This window comes from Pseudomonas sp. ME-P-057, assembly GCF_030208975.1.
GTDB lineage: Bacteria > Pseudomonadota > Gammaproteobacteria > Pseudomonadales > Pseudomonadaceae > Aquipseudomonas > Aquipseudomonas lutea.
The window spans coordinates 89,936-109,567 of record NZ_JARVSX010000031.1; the positions used below are offsets into that span (position 1 = coordinate 89,936).

Here is a 19,632-nt window from a genome sequence, read left to right on the forward strand (position 1 = left end):
ATGACGTGGCTGTAGGGCCGATTCCGTTCATGACGGTACGAACAGGCATTATTTCGGTTATCGATCAGACGATCCAGTTTTCGATACAGCGACAGCGGTTTGGGCCACGCTGCGGATGAGCGTGAAACCTGCTTTTGGCCTGCGCTGACTCACAGGCGCCAAGATAGCCGCTTCGGGGGCAAGGTGCCTATTGGCCTGCCGATGATCAGCGATGAGCGGGCGTGAATTTACTTTTCCTCCGGCGACTCGAGCATTCCATTGGAGTCGAACCGCTCCACCCTCACACCGCCATTAATGGAGGTTGGGGGCCAGCACTTCCAAAGCGAGACAACATCGCAACTTACTGTCCGCTTGTCAGAGCACCTTGTAGTCCCCTTAGACCCGCCGGGGTTGAGTAAAGGCTTTCCAGCGCCACTACTTCAGCCAGCTGCTGCGGCGAAAGTGTTCTCTCTTCCTCCTCCAGCTCCACGCGCATAGGGGCCGCGATATCGTTCGGCAGCGTCTGTTTGAGCGCTACGCGCAATAGTGCGCAGGCTTTTAACGTGTTACGCGCGATGCCCAACCCTTTATCGAGATGAATGACCAGGTTGATCTTCGCAACAGCGTGTCCCTGGATAGCCGCCTGCAGCAGCCAGTGATTCGCCAGCGGGTAGTTCACTGCCACTTCACCGCCATTACTGTAGAGGTATCCAAGGACATATTGGGCGTTGACCCGGCCATGATCGGCAGCCCGGGTATACCACTTCAATGCGGCGAGTACGTCTTTAGGAGTACCTGTCCCGTTTAAGTTGGCCGCTCCCAACATTTCGCATGCAAGGCTATCGCCCGCATTGGCTGCCTGGGTGAACAACTCCACGGCGTGTCCAGGGTTGGCTGAAGTGCCTTCACCCGCGAAATAGAGCGTACCTAACAGCGTCAGAGCCTCCGCATCGCCTTGAGCACCTGCCTTGCTAGCCCATTTGAAAGCCTGTTCGTTATTTACCTCAACGCCCTCACCGTTGTGATAAAGCATAGCGAGTCGCCGCTGAGCCTTGGCATGACCTTGTTCAGCTGCCTTGCTGAACCATTGAGCAGCTTGGGTGAAGTCACTCGGCGAATCCCCGCCCACCAGGCTTGCAACCCCCATGTGATATTGAGCATGTGCATTTCCGTGACCGGCTGATTCATTTATCCAGCGAAGACCTTTCGGCCGATCAGCGTCTATACCTCGACCGTAGTATTGGATGATTCCAAGCTTGTATTGCCCGATCGGGTCGCCTTTTTCTGCAGCGCTTAAATACCAATCTGCGGCTTTGCCAGGATTGCGGCCAACTACCAGCCCATCTTCGTACGCCGAGGCGATCAAGACCGTGAGGCTGTAAGGGCTTCGCCATAACGTGACAATGAATGAAAAAAGAACAAATCCTGCGATGCTGATGGATAGAGCAATTAAAAACCTGCGCAATGTCGAGTCCGTTCAAGAATAGTGGGCCGGAAGTATATTGCTTTGCCTAAATGCTGCGTAAGAGTTCCTGGGCTGCCCACTCTGTACCTATACAGACGAGACGCTGCAGGCGTAAGCAGGCGAAATCAAAAGTTGGGTGTGCTTCGCCGGTTGCCGCCTGAGTTGGGTGCAGCAATCGGCGAGAAGTCAGCGACCTGCCTGATCCCGCAAAGCCTCCAGAAGCAGACGAAAAGCCGGTTTGTGCTGGCGCCGGCTTGGGTAGTAGAAATGGTACCCGGTGACGGTGCCAGTCCAGTCGTCCAGCAGCCGCACCAGGCGACCTTGCGCCAGATCTTCCTCGACCAGATGCTCCGGGAAGTAGCCAAGTCCCGCACCTGCCCTGACGAAATCGCGCATGAGCCAGATGTTGTTACTCACCAGATGCCCGTCGGCGCGTACTTTTATTTCTCTTCCGTTTTTCGCGAAAGGCCAAGCCCACAATCCTCCCGAGGTGGGCTGGCGCAGGTTGATACAGGCGTGTTCGGTCAGATCCTGTGGGGTCATTGGTTTGGCACGTTGTTCCAGATAGGCGGGGGCGGCCACCAGTGCCATGCGAAAATCCCGGCCGATGGGCATGCTGATCATGTCCTGAGCCAGCTGCGCTCCCAGGCGGATACCGGCATCGAAGCGCTCTGCGACGATGTCGACCAATGCGTAGCTGTCATTTATTTCAACCTTGATGCCCGGATAGTCGGTCATCAATTGCAGCACTGCCGGGGCAAGGACCAGCGGGGTTGCGTGTTCCATGGAGGTGATGCGCAGGTTACCCACCGGTGTGCCGCTGAGTTCGCTCAGCTCGTTGAGCCCTGACTCGATCCCGTCAAAATGCGGCCCGATGCTGTCGATCAGGCGCGCTCCGGCTTCGGTCGGCGCGACGCTGCGAGTGCTGCGGGTCAGCAATTGCACACCCAGGCGCGATTCCAGTTTGGTGATGGTGCGGCTCAGCGCAGGCTGGGAAACGCCAAGCTGCGCCGCCGCTTTGGTAAAACTGCCTTCACGGGCGACCCGCAGGAGGGCCAGAAGGTCGGTGACGGTGTCGCGCACGATTGATGCTCTGCGGTTATAGGTCTATTCCAACCATACCATCTAATCATTTGTAGGAAGGATGGCTAGAGTGTCGCCTTTGCTTTGCGGCGCTTTCAGGAATCATCTTTTCCATGAGTAAACAAACATTCGATGTGATCATTTTTGGCGCCACGGGGTACACCGGTCGGCTGGTCGCTGAATACTTCTTCGCTCAATACGGCATCGATGGCCCTGTCAAATGGGCCATTGCCGGCCGCAGCTTGAGCAAGCTGGAAGCCATTCGGGACAGTTGGGCAAACTCCGCAGCGCTGCCGCTGATCGTGGCCGACGCACAGGATCAGGCGTCCGTGCGCGCCATGGTTGCGGCGACCAGGGTCGTAATTACCACCGCAGGGCCGTTCTCGGTCTATGGCTCGGACCTGGTGGCAGCCTGCGCCGAGTTGGGGACGGACTACGTTGACCTTTCGGGGGAGATCCCCTGGATTGCCCGGATGATTGATAGCCATCAGGCCCAAGCCCAGGCATCGGGCGCGCGACTGGTGTTCTCCTGTGGTTTTGATTCGGTGCCGTTCGACCTCGGCGTATGGTTCACCCAGCAAGAGGTCATGAAAAAGTTCGCCCGCTACGCGCCTAGGATCAGGGGCCGCGTGCGGAACATGCAAGGCGTGCTGTCCGGTGGCACATTCCTGAGTGTCGATGCGGTAGTCGCAGCGGCAGCACAGGATCCTGCGCTTGGCGCACTGGTGGACGATCCGTTTGCCTACACATCAGGCTTCAAAGGTGCCGAGCAACCTGATGACCAGACTCCCTACCAGGATGAACTGGCGCAGTCCTGGGTCGGCCCTTTCATCATGTCGGGCATCAATTCCAAGGCGGTGCATCGCACAAATTTGCTGGAGGGGCACGTGTGGGGCACGTCGTTTCAGTACGACGAAATGCTGATGCTCAATGCACAACCGAGCGAAGACGACGAACGTGGCCTGGCGGGTTTCTCCTTTAATGAAGGCGGTCATCCGCAACCGGGGCAAGGGCCGACCCAGAAGGAGCTCGATGCAGGCTTCTATGATGTGCTGTTCATCGCCGAACTGGCAGACGGTCAGGTGCTCAAGGCATCCGTGAGTTGCGATGAGGATCCGGGCTACCTGTCGACATCCAAGATGTTGGCCGAGTCAGCGATGGCGCTGGCGTTCGACGTGACACGTGATCAGACCCCAGGCGGTTGCTGGACGCCCGCGGCGGCGTTGAATGAGGCGTTGCTCAAGCGCCTGACCGAGAACGCCGGACTGAGGTTTACAGTCGAGGGTTGATTCGATGGGCAGCTAAACAGGCTGAATGTCTGTGACGTTCAGCTTTCAGAGTCTTTAGCTCACTCAACAATTAGCTCACTCAACAAAAGGTGTCCCATGAATGTGCCCGACCGTATGAACTACATCGAGATCACCGAACCCGGTGGCCCTGAAGTATTAAAGTTAATGCAGGCCGATGTGCCAACGCCCGGTGATCACGAGTTGCTGATCCGGGTTCACGCCGCCGGCATCAATCGTCCTGATGTCATACAGCGTTCGGGCAAATACCCGATGAAACCCGGCATGACGCCTGTGCCCGGGTTGGAAGTGGCCGGTCAGGTCGTTGGGGTTGGCGCAAAAGTGGCTGACTTCAAGCTGGGCGACAAGGTATGTGCGCTGACCAATGGCGGTGGTTACGCCGAGTACTGCGTTGTGGCAGCCACCCAATCGTTGCCGGTCCCCGACGGCGTAGACATGATTCAGGCTGCGGCCATTCCGGAAACGTTCTTCACCGTGTGGGCCAATCTTTTCGAACTGGGCCGTGCCGAAAAGGGCTGCACCGTATTGATCCATGGCGGCACCAGCGGCATCGGCACGACCGCGCTGATGCTGTGCAAGGCTTTGGGGATCAAGGCTTTTGCAACGGCCGGCAGCCAGGAAAAATGCGACCGAATCCGCGCACTGGGGGGCGAAGCGATCAATTACCGCGAGGCGGACTTCGCTCAGGAAATCGCCCGGCAAACCCAAGAGAAAGGTGTGGACGTGATTCTCGACATCATGGGCGGGAGCTATTTCGAGAGCAACGTGGCGTCACTTGCGCGACGCGGCCGACTGGTCGTTATCGGCTTTCTGGGCGGCAGCTCCGTCAAGGACTTCAATCTGCTGGCGTTGATGGAGAAGCAAGGCTCGGTGACAGGGTCGATGATGCGTTCGCGCAGCGCGGAGGAAAAAGCCGAGATAGCACGCGCCATACGGGCCAATGTCTGGCCGTTGCTCGGTCAAGGCGAATGCCTGCCTATCATCGACCGTGTCTTCCCGCTCGCCGACGCCGCTCAGGCGCATCAGCGAATGGAACAGGGCGACCATGTCGGCAAAATCGTGCTGCGGGTGTTGTAAATGAAAATCGCCCGGCGGGTGTTATAGGTTCCGCCGGGGGTTGTTCATTTTTTGTTTGTGGTGCCTGTGGTGTATGGGTGGCGAGCGGAGGGATATTTTTTAACGTTCATGGCGCGCACCCTTGGCGTGCTGAATAACCCAGCAACTTACATCCAAATCTCACGCTTGACTTGTAATCCAAAATATCAATACCACCCCCTAGGCGCTGGGTTTCCACTAAGGTAGATATTTCGTAAAGCTATCGAATCAATCTTAGCAAATGTTGACCGAAGGACCTCACCACTAATCGACCAGCTAAGTAACAGTTTCTTGATCGCCAATGACTGAGTCAAACAGGACGCCGACGATGCCAGCCGCGATCAACCGCTGCCTCACTTCCTCACTAACTATAATAGCGCCCAAATACTTTTTTAGTCTAAAAATATGACTTGCACCTACCTTATCCAGATCGATTACTAAATTGTAGAAAGCACGGTAATTGCCAGCCATATCAGGCCTGACAGGATCATCAACTTCAAACTTTTTGAAGCGCGAGCATTTTTCATCTACACAATCAATTTGCGTCTCAATGATCATCAGGAAATAGTTCTGACAAACTTCTTTATTACTTATTTCAACTGGCGCAAAAATGACATTTCGATAAGGCTCATCAACTTCGCGCAAGCCGACTAGCGAATTCCGTGCTTTTTCGCTTAAGACTGGAACACCTGCGTATCCAGCGAGGGAATAATCAACCTCTCTACCGTCGAACTTGACATCAAGCGTATACGTACCTGGCTCCATGAAATTAACTGGAGGATCACTAAAATGCCAGTTATTTACATGCTTTACGTCGCCAAGCACCCACTTATCGCAGACAGTTATGTCTTGCCGCATTAAATAATATTTCATCTCAGTCCCTCGTAAGCCACTTATTAACTTCACTACCCACGATTACTGCCTCCTTCTTAATCCCCTCTAATGTTCTCGTCACAGCTGATTGATAAGCTTTGGTCCCTGACTCTAATCCTCGAGTAGCCTGCTCCAAGCTACCAAATACATACTGATTGTACTCGATAGGATGAGGCCCTCTGTGTGCTGGCACCGCAACCAAATTTTCCGTGGCGCTGTTAATATTAAGATTAGCTGCATCAAAGCATTGATGGTATTCCTTTGTCCACGCAATCTGCCCATTCGCTGGTACGTTGAACTCAGAGGCCGCTAGCTCCTTGTGTAGCACTGCCTAGAAGACATAAACCGGATAACCAATTGATACATATAGTAAATACCCACCTCGCAAGAGGTGCGTGTTTTGTATTGAGATTTTGGTCCTGTTAAGCGGCGAAAAATCATGCTCAAAGAGGGCATATTGAGCAGCTAGACCGTAGGTCGTCAGGGTGGATGCAAAAGGGATGCAGCTTGACTGTAGAAAGGATGCAAATAGGATGCAAGAAGGCAGCAAAAAGGGTGCAGACAGGGTGCAAAAACACCGGCGCAAGGCCGGTGCCATATCAACTCAGACCCCTTAAAATTTATAATGGAACTCACCTGCCTGTTTCATCTTTCAGCTTTTGTTAAATTAGAGTAACAACCAAACTTGGGAATTGTTTCATAATTTCGAGACGGTTCGAAACTTGATCTGGCCTCTTCAATCTCATGAGGATTAAATTTTTCTCGCCTAATAACAAGACCGCCTTCCTCATTGAAAATATAGGACTCCCCACCTATGACCTCGTCTCCATCCCCTTCAAACTCACGATGAGTCGCCATAGTCAAAAACAAGTTATCCGAATCTGTTACTTGAAATTGGTAGATCAGGTACTCACGACATTTTTTATCTAAAAAACCGACACCAACCATTCCTTTATCTATGGAGAACTCAACAAAGCAAGATGGCGCAGAGTCCGAGCCAATGAGAGCCGTATATGACTCACCCGAGAGATGCCTAGAATGTGCCAGAGATTCATCCATAGGCTCTATCGCAAACTTCTTCATCCGAAACCAAGTCTTACAATAATAAATAGATAGCTCCATCAATACACCTTCCCATTAGTATCTCTAATTAAAACCCCTGCTTTATTGGCAGAGTCCAAGATGGTTTTTGGAATTACTCCATTCTGTGGAGGAACCTCCAAAATAACAGTACCTTGCAATTTTTGACCATCCAAAGACCCACTAGATGGAACTTTCGCAATGGTCGCACCAGAAGGGTATTTCGTAATGACCTCATTTATGTAGCTCTTTGCTGTCGCCTCTGAAACCTCAGAAAGCTGTGTCAATTTACGAGAGACAATTTCGCCTTTTATGGGATTATACGAATCAACACGATAATAGCCATTCCCGTCAGGTCACTGAATATAAACTTCGTTATTCGGGTAGTTTTTAGACTGTACCTTATTAAACTCATTACCCGCATCAAGCCGTTGCAACCATTCAGGTTTAGACGATGGAGCTACAAAATCATCTACCTTTTCTGCAGCACCGCCTGTAGCTTTTGGACCATCAGCCTTTTATGCGCTCTAAGAACTCGACCATTGCCAGTGGATCACGCTCCACAAGTTCTTCAATCAAATCTTCCGCTGCCCAATGCAGAATCATGTCCCCTCCCCCCCATCCTTGCAGAGGATGAGATCACTTGACAAAGAAGAGTCAACAACATTGACTTCTCTATCGCTGAGTGACATAAGGCCACCGTAGCCATCATAAGGAATGACCCAGTAAAAACGCTCGTTCTCTATCCAGTAAATCCCAAACACATGTACAGGCTCTTCTCGTCCAATTTCTCGAATAATCATATCCACATCACTCAATAGTCCTACCGGGCTGTAGCGCAGGGGGCAGCTGTTGCGGCGTAGTAATTTTCATATCGTATGCTTCACCGGTTACGGAATTGTACTGGTAGTGGACGGTTATATTTTCTCCGCTAGGTAGACGGTGACTTACTTCCATTTTTCTCCATCCCTCACTCCGCGGGAAGTCTTTATCGCCCGCTAGCTTTGTATCACGACCGGCAGAGGGATTTTCTGTCACTCTGTTCCACAAAGTCTGCTCGTTCAGATCTCTTGGCGCCGTTAACTGAAAATCCTAATGGAGCACCGACACGAGACATCCTATCCATGACTTCAGCATGTCGCTGACTTATAGATAGACTTTTATCAAGGCACGCATAAAGCCATAGTTCTATATCTGCTGCACTCATAGGGTTCTTGTCCTAATACTAACAATGCTATCGAAACCATTGGACCCGCTGAAGCTTTAGCCTGAACCTCGACTTTCGGCATCGGTGCCGGTTTTGCGCCCGCACCCACGTAGGTATAGCCCAGGCGCACCACGGTATTATCGATGTTGTTCTGGGTGGATGACAGTGGCCGCGCCGCCAGCCTGGATGATGCCGGCGTAACGTTGGTCGCCCGTCGCAATTTTGGTGACACGGCGCAGCGAGACGCTTTCCTTTTCAGTGGTCTCTATGAACGAGCAGCCAAGAGGAGGATAAAGGAGGCAGACTCATCCGAGTCGCAAAATGGCTAAAACACTCAACTAAACGTGCCCGCCTCTCGCTGAAATTTCACGCGTTAAATAAAACTTTCCTCAGCAAGGCCTGCCTCTCAGCTTCAGCGCCTACGGCTGAAGTGAAGCACCGGTCGTAGGCAGCAATTTTCACCACGCTACCCAGATCTTCAATTGGAAAGCAGTCGACATCCATTAATTTCTTCTCGTTCACACCCATTACCTGAAGCAAGAATTTACTTACCCACATGAAAGCGCCAACTGCCTCAATATAGCCGGTTCTTAAAACCCAACGCCCAGGATTTTTTGATATATCTACGATCTCTTGGGTCAACGGGAACGGAAGCCCGTTACTTTTCTTGGGCAGATGGGCATATTCAATGCACTCAGCTTCAAAGAGCGTAAGATTCTCTGCATTTTGCCATCGATCATACTCAGCGTCGTAAACTCGAGCCTGAACAAAGCCGGACACATTGATCAACGCTTCGATCAAGGACTGCGCCGTCTCGATCGAATTCACCAAGCTTTTTATATCAAGTCGATAAAATTCTTTATCTGCCACATACGAAAACTCGACCGAACCGGATGCGAGCTCAATAAAAAAGCTCCGACGCTTATTACTCATCAAGTAGTTTGAAACTTCCGAGAACAATATTTCTTTGCCCGTAAAACCATCAACGACTGCGTTCTCATTAAATTTCTTGAGCGGCTGGATTAGGCTTCCCCACACAATTGAAGCGCCGCCATGCAACCGTTCGCCAAACACAACTTCAATTTCAACCATATCGTTAACCTCCGAATTCTTTGATAATCACAGTAATATTACGTTGCCTCCCATACTCGATAAGCTTGTTCGCGTCCGCCGATCCACCCGGTTGAACTCGAATGTCCAAAATTTTTGTTGCCGGCACGCCATCCACGGTATTTTTTGAACTTTGCAACGTATCGATATGGGTTCTCATGTCATAAGACCACCCTTTACCTCGGGTATCAATCGTTTTCAAACTCACCACATTGGTGTCAAGCTGAAAATCAATGACTGGGAAGTTATTAGATCTAAAGGGCTGTCCGGTCTTGGGATTGATGAGGTTGTACGTTCGGGCCCAGTCTTTGTAGTCCGTATCTGTAAGCGTTGTCTCAATCTGCCTGCCTCGGGCGCGCGGTTCAAGATCCCAAACATTTTTGCCGTTTTCCGGCGGCAGTACATCCGGTCTTGAAGATGCTGGGGACTCTCTCTTACTGGCCGCGATGGCGCGTTTGTACGCCAACGCCCCGGCGGCAGTACCCAGCCCCACCGCAAGCGCAACTTTGAGGCCGTCGGTAATGTCTTTCGCTTGCGCGTCGCTCAGATTCCATTTTGCTTTGAGCGTATCGACCATCGCACCGACCGTGTGCTCAGTCGTCGCTGCCGCTAACATCTCCTGGAATTCGAAGTTTGAATTGATAAGGTTTTGTACGGCTTCCCGAGCCTTCGGCGAGCCGTACTCCACTATGTCTTTAATGGGGTTCAGATCCGCTATGGTATTGGCGACTTCTTTAGATCGCGCGGCGCACGTCGAAGGATCAGCCTTACAGCCGGCAATCGCGTCAATATCCTGTTGAAGACTCAACTCTTTGAATTTACGTGTGGTGTCTTCAATGCAGGAGGTGTCCGTACACCCCGCTATTTTCTTGGCTGCTCTCTCAAGCTGATTGTGGTTCAGATAGTTATATTGCGTACCGTTCTGAGCAATCCAGCTGCCTTTTTCAAGCGTAGACGCATCTACGCCCCCTTGTGCTGCAGCCGCTAGCACACCGACGATCTGCGAACTCATCGTCAGCAAGTTATCGTCACCTTTAACCAAGCTGTCCAGATGAGTGACCAATGCCTCGCTCGCCCCTGCCGCCAACGCGCCGGTCTTGAAGTCTCCTCCAGTAGCCTCTGCTAGTAACCCACCGACCATGGCGTGAATCGCAATTTTCGGTGCAGAACCGTCTGCGAACAGATTCTTGGTGTAATTACCCAACGAATTGAAACTGGCAGCCGCCAAGGTGTTGAACAACGCGTTTCAAGTGCATCACTTGCACTGCCACGTTGTCCGAGCGCCTTGCTTAACAGCATGGAAGTACCGCTCTGCAGCGTTTGGTTGGCCGCGAATTGACCAACACCACTCCAGCTATTCAGGATGCCCGGCGTCGTGATTTTCCCCGTTGCAGTGTTTGTTTCGGTTCCAGTCCAATCACCAAAATATTCAGCCGTCAGACCCGCTGTAGCGCCGGCAATAACGTATCCCTTCATTGCATCTGAAGAAGTCACGTCTTTGAGTACAGCGCCAAGATTGCCCCGATTATTGACCACACTCACGGTCGCATTCGTTGAAGCACCGGCCGCAACGGCACCAGCAACGGCGCCGACAGTGCCTCCACCTGCAGCAGCAGCTGCAAGCGGCCCAACCACTGCCGCCAGAAATATCGCGATAATGATCTGCGAAGCCGGCCCCAAACCTGAGTTGCTGTATTTGAAGCTGTCGTGGATCTCCTTGACCTGCCGCCAATCCACATCACCGCGCTTCTCGGCATCCTTGATCCACGCCAACTGCGGATCGGCTTTGACCATGGTGTCGATGGTCTGGCTGACGGTTTGCTGATTGACTTGCTTAACATCGATCTTCAGCCCGTTCACGGCCTGGATCACGGTCTGGCCCTGGGCAATCAGTTGGCTCTGGCGGACGGTCTCGTCGGTGTTTCCTTTACCTTTGGAAGAAACCCAGAACGCATTGTTATTGCTCTTCTCATGGCTCTCCTGATGCAAGTCTTTAACCGCTTCGAACGTCACCGCGCCGTCGCTGGCAATCGTCAGGTCATTGCCGCTGTCGAGCTTGGCGCGCTGATACAACTGGTCGCCGCCACTGACAAGCGATAAGTCGCTCCCCGTCTTGATCTCAGTGCCGACATTGGTAACGCGGGTGACCTCATCGCGCTGGGTCTTTTTGGAACCCCAGCCGCTGTTTTTCTTCATGTCGTAGAGGGTGTGCGTGCTGTTCTCAGCCGCCAACAAACTCAACTTATCCCCGCTATACAGATAAGCCTCATTCCCCGCACTGATCTTGCTCGCCACAATCGTGGTGTCGCGCCCGGCCTGGCTCACAAGATCCCCACCCGCCGTCAACACGCTCGCCACTTGGGTGGTCTGGTCGTCCGAGGTCTTGATGCGTTTCTTGCCGTGTTTTTCCTTACCCTCGACGTTGTGCATGTCGCTGACCGACGCCACGTTGAAGTCGCGCCCAGCCTCAACGGTCAGGTCTTTGCCGGCCGTGGCCGTGCTGCCGATGATGTTGACGTCCTGCCCGGCCTTCATGTTGAGGTTGCCGCCCGCCGTGACGCTGGCGGCGAGGTTTTTGACGTCGGTGGTGATGCTGGATTTTTCGCCGCCGTCGCGGCTCTCGTGCTTGATGCGGGTGTCGCTGGCGGCAATCAGGTTAAGGTCACGGCCGGCGGTCAGGTTGGCGTCTTTGCCAGCGGTGAGTACGCCTCGGTTGGTGAGGTCGCGGCCAGCGTCGATGGCGAGGTTTTCGCGGGCGACGATGGTGCTGGCGCTGCTGTCGGTGAGGGTGCGCATGCCGGCGCCGTCACGTACCTGGATCGCGGTGTTGTCGTTGGTGATGTCGCCTTTGAGGGCGGCGAGGCTGACTTGGTTGCCGCGAATTTCGCCGGCCATGGCGTTTCGGATGCTGTCCTGGGCCAGCAGGCTCAGGTTGTTGCCGGCTTCGATCAGGCCGCCGTTGTAAAGGCTGCCGGTGCTGACGGCGGTGAAGTTGTTGCTGGCGCGCAGGGTGCCGACGTTGATGAGGTCGCCGCCGGTGACCAAGTTGAGGTCGCGGCCCTGGATCAGGCTGTTGCCGCGTACGTTGCGTGATTCGGCCTGGGCCAGGTAGAGCACGGGCACGAGGACGGTCTGGCCGTCGACGACGCGGTTTTCCATCCACACGATGTCGTGGGTCAGGGCGCCGACTTGCTGGCTGGTGAGGGTGACGCCCAGGCTCAGGCGCAGCGCGTCTTTGCTCGCCAGGGCGTTGTCCATCAGGTAGCGGAACTGGTCGGCGTCGCTGTAGAGGCCGCCGGCGAGGAAGCGTTGGCCGTTTGATGCCTTGCACGTTTTTACGTTGAGGACTTAATAGTCCGCCGGTCGCCCACATGGCGATTCAGGCTTGGCGACCTGACGGTAGTAGTTGGGGGGCTTTTTTGCAGATACTTGCGCGACTGCCAAGTCGTTCTATAAAAAGCTGTGCGCGGGAGACCGTCGAGTCTGCCGGTTTTCTCTACTGCCGATTCGCCAACCTGCGTACAGCCTTCACCCATTCGTTGGCGACCTGTGAATGATGGCATTCACCACTTAGTAGAGAGTCCAAAAAAAAACAGATACGTGCCCCTGACAGGCCACGATTCAACCATCCTGGCGCTGGTGATCGACACGCATCGACCCTTGATGTTCTCTGTGACGCCGCTGCGTACCGCATCCATGCGGTGACGCTATTTCTGGACAATCTGGCATTTCGGGGGGGAATCAGCAGTGATGCGATTGTGCTTCATGAATTTGCGCTGTTGCTTGTTATTTCGCTGAGAGATGGGTGTGATTTGCTGGATGTTATCGGAGAAAAGTTGAATAAGTAAAAACTGTAAAAAAAGGGCGGCTAGTTGATAATCGCCCTACTTAAAATATCTCAAAATATGAAAATAAAACCAGGTTTTTAAAGAGCTATTGCAAAGTCGTCCTATGGCGGCTGTGCGCGGGAGACTTTCGGGTCTGCCGATTTCTCTACCGCTTATGATCCTGCAGGCAGGTTTCATGAATAGACTGGAAAGTTACCTGCTCATTTTTTAGCTGATTTATGTCCCACGCTACTGGATCGGTCGCCTTTTTATCGCACAGGCTCTTAAAGTTATCGTAACCGCCAGTCATAAGAGCATCTCCTGCCGACTTACTTAAAGCCAACATATATAGACTCTACCGTGGCTCGCCCCCCTAAATCGTTCATGTCAGGAGCATACAGCCTGACTGAGTTCTGATTAACGTTTATGCCAGTTTTATCTTTCTCCACTTCAAAATACACACCCTCAGCCACAAAGAAACTCTCAATATCCTCAATAGACAGACCTAAAATTTGCTTACCATCATAATAAAAAAAAGCATTAGGAAGATATACCTCCAACCCCAACAACTCATTAGAACGGTTGTACCAAACTTGCATTACACCCTCATCAAAGGCGTCAATTGAATTTTCTGAAAATTCAGATTTAGGAAAAACCTTATATGGTAAACCAATAACCTTCCTGACTTCCTCTCTACCTTGCCCGAAAAAGAAATGTTCGAGACCACTAGACTGGCTGTAAATCAACCTCATGAAATCTACCTCGGCTTAAAATCATCAGGATTAAGACTTTTTGAATATTTTATCATTTGCTCAACAGCTGCGTCGTATTTATCACCGAACTTACTTCGTATATCGTCGACATCCATTTCTATTGCTTCATCAAGCTTCCCTTGTTTTAGCAGCTCCTCTTGCTGCACTCTATAAGCTTTTGCAGAATCTGAATTTCCATTGCTAGCAGTAAACTTGTGGTCATTTGGGTCCATTTTGATCGCAGGACCATCAACAGAACTGATTGGAGCATCCGTATAACAGGATCTTGCAGGACAATGATAAGAGTCAAGGTTGTCGTTTACAGGTTTCGATGTATCGCGGTGCGCTCCACCCAAAACCTCGTTTGAACCTGATGCACCTTTTGTATCGAAGTTATCGCCCTTATGTCACAGGCTTAAAATCATCAATTGACTTGTTTTTCTCTTTCAATAAAGACGCAATGAAATCGGGATTAAAACTCATCAAAAAATCAATAGCATCATAAATTTTCCAGCGATGCACTTCGGGATGATCAATTATGGCGGCAAGTTGCTCTTCAACGAGAGGCACATACTCTGAGTAGTTCTTCCTCTTCACAAAATCAAAAATAGTGGCTATTTCAAACGGCTTACTACTCGACAAAGTAATAATCTTCGATAGCGGAGAATAGATCTGGACTCTAGCCGCCTCGACTTCCCCACGATCAGCCACATTGGCAAAATACCGAGTAACAGCCAAGAGTATTTGACGATAAGTGTCGTCGTACCCATATAGTGGATGGAAATAGGTTCCTTCGATGCCTTCGGGTTTTTCCATACTCCCTTCCAAAGCGATCAAGCCTTCATAGACGCCCCAACTGGTCAGTAGTTTCGCAGCCAAGAATTGCTCCTCATTGTTACTCGCATGACGGAGCAAATCCAGCACAGCGTCAATTCTTTCCTGTGGAATATCCTCTGGATCCAAATCTCCTGCCGTCACGGCATAATCTGCATGCTCTGGAATGCTATTCAACAGTTCGTATGTTTTCGGCTCCATAAAAAATACCTATTTTTCTACTCTTTTAATATAATCAGCCGGCACACAGCCCATAACCAAACATTCTCCATCGCGCTTAGCGTTCCCCAGATCTCTCTCCGCGTTAATCAACGAATCGCTGTTATTCTCAGATGGGTTTCTTGTATACCTTGCACGGGCTGCATCCACTTTCGATTGCAATTCCGCTGTCACCTGTTGATTCGTCAAAAATTTGGTATCTGGCAGTGCGCCGGAATCAATATCCTGCTGTAAGCGCTTAACGTCGATCTCAATTTTATCAGTACCATAGTTTTTCGGGTTCGACGTTGCAATTGGATCAGTAACAGATATATAGGGCGAATTTTCAGAATTGCCACCACGCACGTGCGTTTGGACGCGGCCAGTCCCGTTGATGTTGGGTGGAACCAAATCGCCGTTTTCCTTGATATACACTTTGGGTTTGCCGTTTCCGTTGACCGTTGCGCTGAAATCGTTATCGCTGCGCACAACGATCTGGCCTGGCCCTTTTGCACCGTCAAGAAAGCTCTAAGAGTTCAACGGATCCCAAAGCACTCTCTTTACATACGCTATTGATTCCTCTTCAGTATCGAAGTCTTGGACTTCATAATCATCATTCAAAAGCATTTCTCTCCAACGCACACTCTTATCTTCGAACGCTGCAGCCAGCTCAGCTTTCATCTCATCCAGCTTTCCACTTGATATCAAGCCTCTTAGGTATATATTTTTAGCAGCTTCCTCCTGAAAACCAAAGTCTGCAGAAAATATAGTCTTTAGCATATAGCGAATATTTTCATACATTGTAATATCCCTCTATTTTGGCAACGGCGCTGGAAAAATAGTGATAGTCTCCCAAACATTTTTGCCAGGATTAAATTGATAAACACCTTCTACGCTGCGTAAGTTGCTTACTTTAGCAGGAGCGCCTAGAACTTCTAAATTTTTAGCTGTATTACCGCTTGGCCAAATCCTCTTAAACCCTCTACCAAGGTCAGCCCCGACATCACCAACATCATCAGCCGTGACTCTAACTGTATCGCTGCCAGGATTACGAGCTATCGCTTTTTGCAAAGCGTTGGTTCGGACGAACTGATCAGCTTGAACCTACAAATCGTCAGAATGGAAGGCGGAGGACAATGGCGGAACCGATGGACCTATAGCGCCGTCCGGCTTTACACCGGTCTTTGCCCTGACCATCAGGTCTCCGTCAGTAACGTTACCACCGTGAACACCCAGTGAATGTGCGTTCGGATGAGTTGTGAGCAACTCAAGTTTTTGTTGATCAATTTCACTTGAGGTATTTTTTGGGCCGTCGAAATTTGTATCCTTAGCTGCAGTTTTACCTGTCCCCACAACTCCAGCTTCTCCAGAAACCAAACCGGATGGAGTTGCTTTTGGACCAGATGAATGCGCGCCTTTTCCACTTTTTAGTCTCAGCAGGCTTTTATGCCTAATCCGGCAGGGTGTAGGAAACATCTCCCGAGTCGCGCCAAATTCCATTCGCAAAGCTTATCGGCCGCTGTGGATAACATACCAACATCCCTTCGACGAACTGACGAAACGACAAGTCAAGTCGCGTTATCCAACGCATATTATCGATTTCCAACAATCGCCAGTTGTCTCCACTGTCGAAACCGAAAGCAGTCCCGGTGCTATCCCAGCCGAACAGCCACACCTCGCCCTTGGCACCCGATTCATAGGGTCCGTCTTTATAAAACCCATCATCACCAAAGTAGTCTGCCGCGGGACATAATGTGGGTTGAATCGTCAAAAGCGACAGCGCGCAGTCGTCCTCCTTTATCTCACCATGCCCCCGCTCCTGCATAAAAGCAAAGTACTCATCGGGAGCCGCTGGCCACTGCTGTCGCATCCCATTCACGTCACTAGAAGAAACAGGGTTCAGCCGCTCTAGTAGCACGCATGCGAGTGCATTGAAGGCCTCTAATTTTTCGTACATGGTCATGGGCGCCTCGGAGGGTTCTGCGGAAATGCTGTAGTTGTGGGACTTGCTGGGGCATGAACGCCACCTTGGTGAGCACTTCCACCTGGCACCGGATGCAAATTCCACCATTGGTTAGGTCCACCATACTGCTGTGGTATCACATGGTGCGCTTGGAAATCCACACCACTCTCCGTCTTGGGCCATGTCAAACCAGTATTCAATTCCCACTCACGCTTGAGATTATTTCGCTGGCTATTGTATTCACGCTGTAAGGCTTGATAGTCGCTTCTGGGCGCGACATAAGTGTGATCCACCTGACGCAGCTCCTCTGCTAGTTGCGTGCGCTGGTTAGAGGGCATAGGCACACCTGAATGGTACTCGACGTCCCGGACCACCGCGCGAGCGTCACTCGAGATGCTCGTCCATCCTGATGTGGATGTTGCTGTAAAACTCGCATCATTAGCCGCAGCTTTACCCGTACCTACAACTCCAGTTTCTCCAGAAACCAAACCGGATGGAGTTGCTTTTGGACCAACAACACTCTCACCGCTCCACGGAAACGCCACCCCATCCGCAGCCGAAAGACCATTGAAATACTTCCCTGCCAATCCAAACGCGCTCATTTCGAGCACGGACTGACCGGCGCTGGCCGCCAGGTCCTTGGTTATGCTCGACTCGCCTGGGAACGTGCCAAGGTTAAAAGCAGCCTCCACTCGACCAGGCTGGTCTGATGTGAAGTCGGAGGTGATCTGACTTGCCGAGTCCCACGCCCCCACCAGTTGATGGGTGCCCAACACACCTAACCCAGCCGGTAAAGCACACGTGAAGATACCTACACACACCGGCGACGTAACCATCATGCCGGCATAACTGCCTACTCCACCGACAATGCCTGAGGCGGTGTCCACGCTGGCATCAGCAGCTTGAACAACGTTGCCGTGGGCATTAAGGAAGTCATCGCTTCGGTCTGTCCAGCTACGCCCCTCGAACTCTCCAGTGGCTTGGAGCATTTCAATCTCGGTTGTGTAGCCCTCACCGCGATCCTGGCGTGCCTTGAAATTACCGTACCTCGGATCATCAACCGGAATCGAAGCGGCGCACTGGGACAATGCGCACGCAGCATCAGTCAGACGATCCGAAAGCTCTGGGTTGAGCGTTCTCAGTTTTTCCAGTGCAGTCGTTTGAGGCCTATGCAACTGAGCGTTATACCGCTCAACATTCCCCGCCACCCACGCGGCATCGTTCGGGTCTCCGTTGACCAGTGAGCCCGCCGCGATGCCAACGATCTGGGCTGTCGCGACCCGGAACTGATCGTCCGTTACAAAGCGAGTGTCCAGGTATTTGCCGAGATTATCCGTCGCGACGCCCGTCAGGCCCTCGGCAGCGCCAGCAGCAATTGCGCCAGTTTTGAAGTCACCGCCGCGTGCGGCTGACATCGCGCCGCCTAGCATTGCGTGCAGAAAAACTTTTTCTGCCGAGCCAGGGCTCAGGTCCATGTAGTCCGCAAAGTCGCCCAAGTTCTTATTGCCCACAGCGGCGGCCAGGTCAAAACCCTGCGACACCAGCGCTGAACCTAGATTGTCTCTCAGGCTGCCGCCGTTTATGGCCGTGGAAATACCGCTTTCGATAACGGCATGCGTGCCGCTGCGCACGACGGCATCCTGGGCTTTCTGCCAACTGAGCCATTGGCTGGAGTAGCCCGGATTTTGCACTGAGCCGCCCGTAATGACCTTTGCACCATTACCGTTTGCCGGGCTCGCGCCCTGGAACCAGGTGCTGTCTGCGTAGTTCAACGCGCCAGCGGTCAGTGCACCGATAGTGGCGTTTTTCAGGCTGTCGCTGCCAAAGGTGTCCTTCAGCGCGACGCCCAGATTGCCTTTGTTGTTGATGACGCTGACCGCGCCGGTACTGGCCATGGAGGTCAGCGCGGCGGTGGCCATTACGTTGCCCCAGCCGGCAGCCGTATACGTAGCGCCTGCTGCGAGAGCCTCAGTGGTAGTCGCCGCCGCCATGGCGGTTCCCGAACCTGCGGTCGCGCTTGCTGCGCCTCCTGCCAGCGCGCTTGCACCGCCCGCCGTCACGATGGTGACGATGATGATCACCGCCAGCATCGCTCCCTGGCCCATACCCGAGTTGCTGTATTTGAAGGAGTCATGCAGCTCTTTGACCTGCCGCCAATCCACATCCCCGCGCTTCTCGGCCTCTTTGATCCAGGCCAATTGCGGGTCAGCCGTGACCATCGCGTCGATGGTCTGGCTGACGGTTTGCTGATTGACTTGCTTGACGTCGATCTTCAGCCCGTTCACGGCCTGGATGACGGTTTGACCCTGTGCTACCAGCTCACTCTGGCGCAGAGTCTCGTCGGTTTCGCCTTTGCCCTTCATCGAAAACCAAGCCATGTTGCTCTTGCTCTTGGTATGGCTCTCGTCGTGATAGTCCTTCACGCCTTCAAACGTAATGGCGCCGCCGCTTTTCAGGATCAGGTCCTTGCCGCTGTTGAGCTTGGCGACCTGGTAAAGCTGGTCGCCGTTGCTGACCAAGGTCAGGTTGCCTGTGGTTCGGATGTCGGTACCGACGTTAGTGGTCTGGGTGACTTCATCACGCTTGGCTTTCTTCGCGCCCCAGCCACCGTTTTCCTTCATGTCATACAACGTATGAGTGCTGTCCTGCGCAGCCAGCAAACTCAACTTATCCCCGCTGTACAGATAAGCCTCATTCCCCGCACTGATCTTGCTCGCCACTACCGTCGTATCGCGCCCGGCCTGGCTCACAAAATCCCCGCCCGCCGTCAACACGCTCGCCACTTGGGTAGTCTGGTCGTCCGCGGTCTTGATGCGTTCCTTGCCGTGTTTTTCCTTGCCCTCGACGTTGTGCATGTCG

General features: G+C 52.4%; 19 protein-coding genes and 1 pseudogene. 4 read left to right on the forward strand and 16 right to left on the reverse strand.

Going from position 1 to position 19,632, the window contains the following annotated elements; genetic code table 11:
• Positions 1-340: 340 nt before the first annotated feature.
• Entirely contained in the window at positions 341-1,444 is a 1,104-nt protein-coding gene (locus QRN48_RS16350; protein WP_285351697.1) for a tetratricopeptide repeat protein, read from the reverse strand.
• A 186-nt stretch (positions 1,445-1,630) separates the two neighbouring features.
• Positions 1,631-2,530: a LysR family transcriptional regulator gene (locus QRN48_RS16355; protein WP_191945342.1), complete on the reverse strand. Its 900-nt coding sequence runs from the start codon at positions 2,528-2,530 to the stop codon at positions 1,631-1,633.
• A gap of 110 nt (positions 2,531-2,640) precedes the next feature.
• Between QRN48_RS16355 and QRN48_RS16360 the strand changes: the two genes are divergently transcribed.
• Both QRN48_RS16360 and QRN48_RS16365 read left to right on the forward strand, forming a co-directional pair.
• Positions 2,641-3,816, forward strand: coding sequence for a saccharopine dehydrogenase family protein (locus QRN48_RS16360; protein WP_285351698.1), 1,176 nt, complete (start codon positions 2,641-2,643; stop codon positions 3,814-3,816).
• A gap of 96 nt (positions 3,817-3,912) precedes the next feature.
• On the forward strand, positions 3,913-4,911 hold the full coding sequence (locus tag QRN48_RS16365) for an NAD(P)H-quinone oxidoreductase (protein ID WP_285351700.1): 999 nt from the start codon (positions 3,913-3,915) through the stop codon (positions 4,909-4,911).
• Positions 4,912-5,205: 294 nt separating this feature from the next.
• On the opposite strand, the gene QRN48_RS16370 is transcribed toward QRN48_RS16365, so the two are convergent.
• From QRN48_RS16370 to QRN48_RS25430, 6 genes are all read right to left on the reverse strand, one after another.
• The gene (locus tag QRN48_RS16370; protein WP_285351702.1) at positions 5,206-5,802 is read right to left on the reverse strand and encodes an imm11 family protein; all 597 of its coding nucleotides are present in this window, start codon (positions 5,800-5,802) and stop codon (positions 5,206-5,208) included.
• 1 nt (position 5,803) lies between these two features.
• Positions 5,804-6,130, reverse strand: a complete 327-nt coding sequence (locus QRN48_RS25185) for an AHH domain-containing protein (RefSeq protein WP_350310431.1) — start codon at positions 6,128-6,130, stop codon at positions 5,804-5,806.
• 317 nt (positions 6,131-6,447) lie between these two features.
• The gene (locus QRN48_RS16375; RefSeq protein WP_285351703.1) at positions 6,448-6,924 is read right to left on the reverse strand and encodes a lytic transglycosylase; all 477 of its coding nucleotides are present in this window, start codon (positions 6,922-6,924) and stop codon (positions 6,448-6,450) included.
• Positions 6,925-8,455: 1,531 nt separating this feature from the next.
• Positions 8,456-9,181, reverse strand: coding sequence for a hypothetical protein (locus QRN48_RS16380; protein ID WP_285351705.1), 726 nt, complete (start codon positions 9,179-9,181; stop codon positions 8,456-8,458).
• Between the two features lie 4 nt (positions 9,182-9,185).
• Complete coding sequence (locus QRN48_RS25425; RefSeq protein ID WP_502944614.1) at positions 9,186-10,439, reverse strand: DUF637 domain-containing protein; 1,254 nt, start codon at positions 10,437-10,439, stop codon at positions 9,186-9,188.
• Entirely contained in the window at positions 10,322-12,358 is a 2,037-nt protein-coding gene (locus QRN48_RS25430; protein ID WP_502944615.1) for a hemagglutinin repeat-containing protein, read from the reverse strand. The genes QRN48_RS25425 and QRN48_RS25430 overlap by 118 nt, the downstream gene beginning before the upstream one ends.
• Before the next feature lie 30 nt (positions 12,359-12,388).
• Here QRN48_RS25430 and QRN48_RS25435 point away from each other — a divergent pair, with 30 nt between their 5' ends.
• Together QRN48_RS25435 and QRN48_RS16390 are read left to right on the forward strand one after the other, a co-directional pair.
• Positions 12,389-12,520: a hypothetical protein gene (locus QRN48_RS25435; RefSeq protein ID WP_502944616.1), complete on the forward strand. Its 132-nt coding sequence runs from the start codon at positions 12,389-12,391 to the stop codon at positions 12,518-12,520.
• A gap of 279 nt (positions 12,521-12,799) precedes the next feature.
• Positions 12,800-13,047: pseudogene (locus tag QRN48_RS16390) on the forward strand (hypothetical protein).
• A 308-nt stretch (positions 13,048-13,355) separates the two neighbouring features.
• Here the strand turns inward: QRN48_RS16390 and QRN48_RS16395 are convergent.
• The 8 genes from QRN48_RS16395 to QRN48_RS16430 all read right to left on the reverse strand — a co-directional run.
• A complete protein-coding gene (locus QRN48_RS16395; RefSeq protein WP_285351707.1) occupies positions 13,356-13,778 on the reverse strand; it encodes a hypothetical protein in 423 nt (140 codons plus the stop codon).
• Between the two features lie 5 nt (positions 13,779-13,783).
• Entirely contained in the window at positions 13,784-14,011 is a 228-nt protein-coding gene (locus QRN48_RS16400) for a hypothetical protein (protein ID WP_285351709.1), read from the reverse strand.
• A gap of 169 nt (positions 14,012-14,180) precedes the next feature.
• Positions 14,181-14,813: a hypothetical protein gene (locus QRN48_RS16405; protein ID WP_285351711.1), complete on the reverse strand. Its 633-nt coding sequence runs from the start codon at positions 14,811-14,813 to the stop codon at positions 14,181-14,183.
• 9 nt (positions 14,814-14,822) lie between these two features.
• Positions 14,823-15,299 carry a hypothetical protein gene (locus QRN48_RS16410; RefSeq protein ID WP_244653754.1) on the reverse strand — a complete coding sequence of 159 codons (477 nt, stop codon included), beginning with the start codon at positions 15,297-15,299 and terminating at the stop codon, positions 14,823-14,825.
• 39 nt (positions 15,300-15,338) lie between these two features.
• Entirely contained in the window at positions 15,339-15,611 is a 273-nt protein-coding gene (locus QRN48_RS16415; protein WP_123480124.1) for a hypothetical protein, read from the reverse strand.
• Between the two features lie 12 nt (positions 15,612-15,623).
• Positions 15,624-15,881 carry a hypothetical protein gene (locus QRN48_RS16420; protein ID WP_285351713.1) on the reverse strand — a complete coding sequence of 86 codons (258 nt, stop codon included), beginning with the start codon at positions 15,879-15,881 and terminating at the stop codon, positions 15,624-15,626.
• A 379-nt stretch (positions 15,882-16,260) separates the two neighbouring features.
• The gene (locus QRN48_RS16425) at positions 16,261-16,773 is read right to left on the reverse strand and encodes a hypothetical protein (RefSeq protein ID WP_191945596.1); all 513 of its coding nucleotides are present in this window, start codon (positions 16,771-16,773) and stop codon (positions 16,261-16,263) included.
• Positions 16,770-19,632 (reverse strand): DUF637 domain-containing protein (locus tag QRN48_RS16430; RefSeq protein WP_285351715.1); only part of this gene is annotated, 2,863 nt, incomplete at its 5' end. The genes QRN48_RS16430 and QRN48_RS16425, both read right to left, overlap by 4 nt.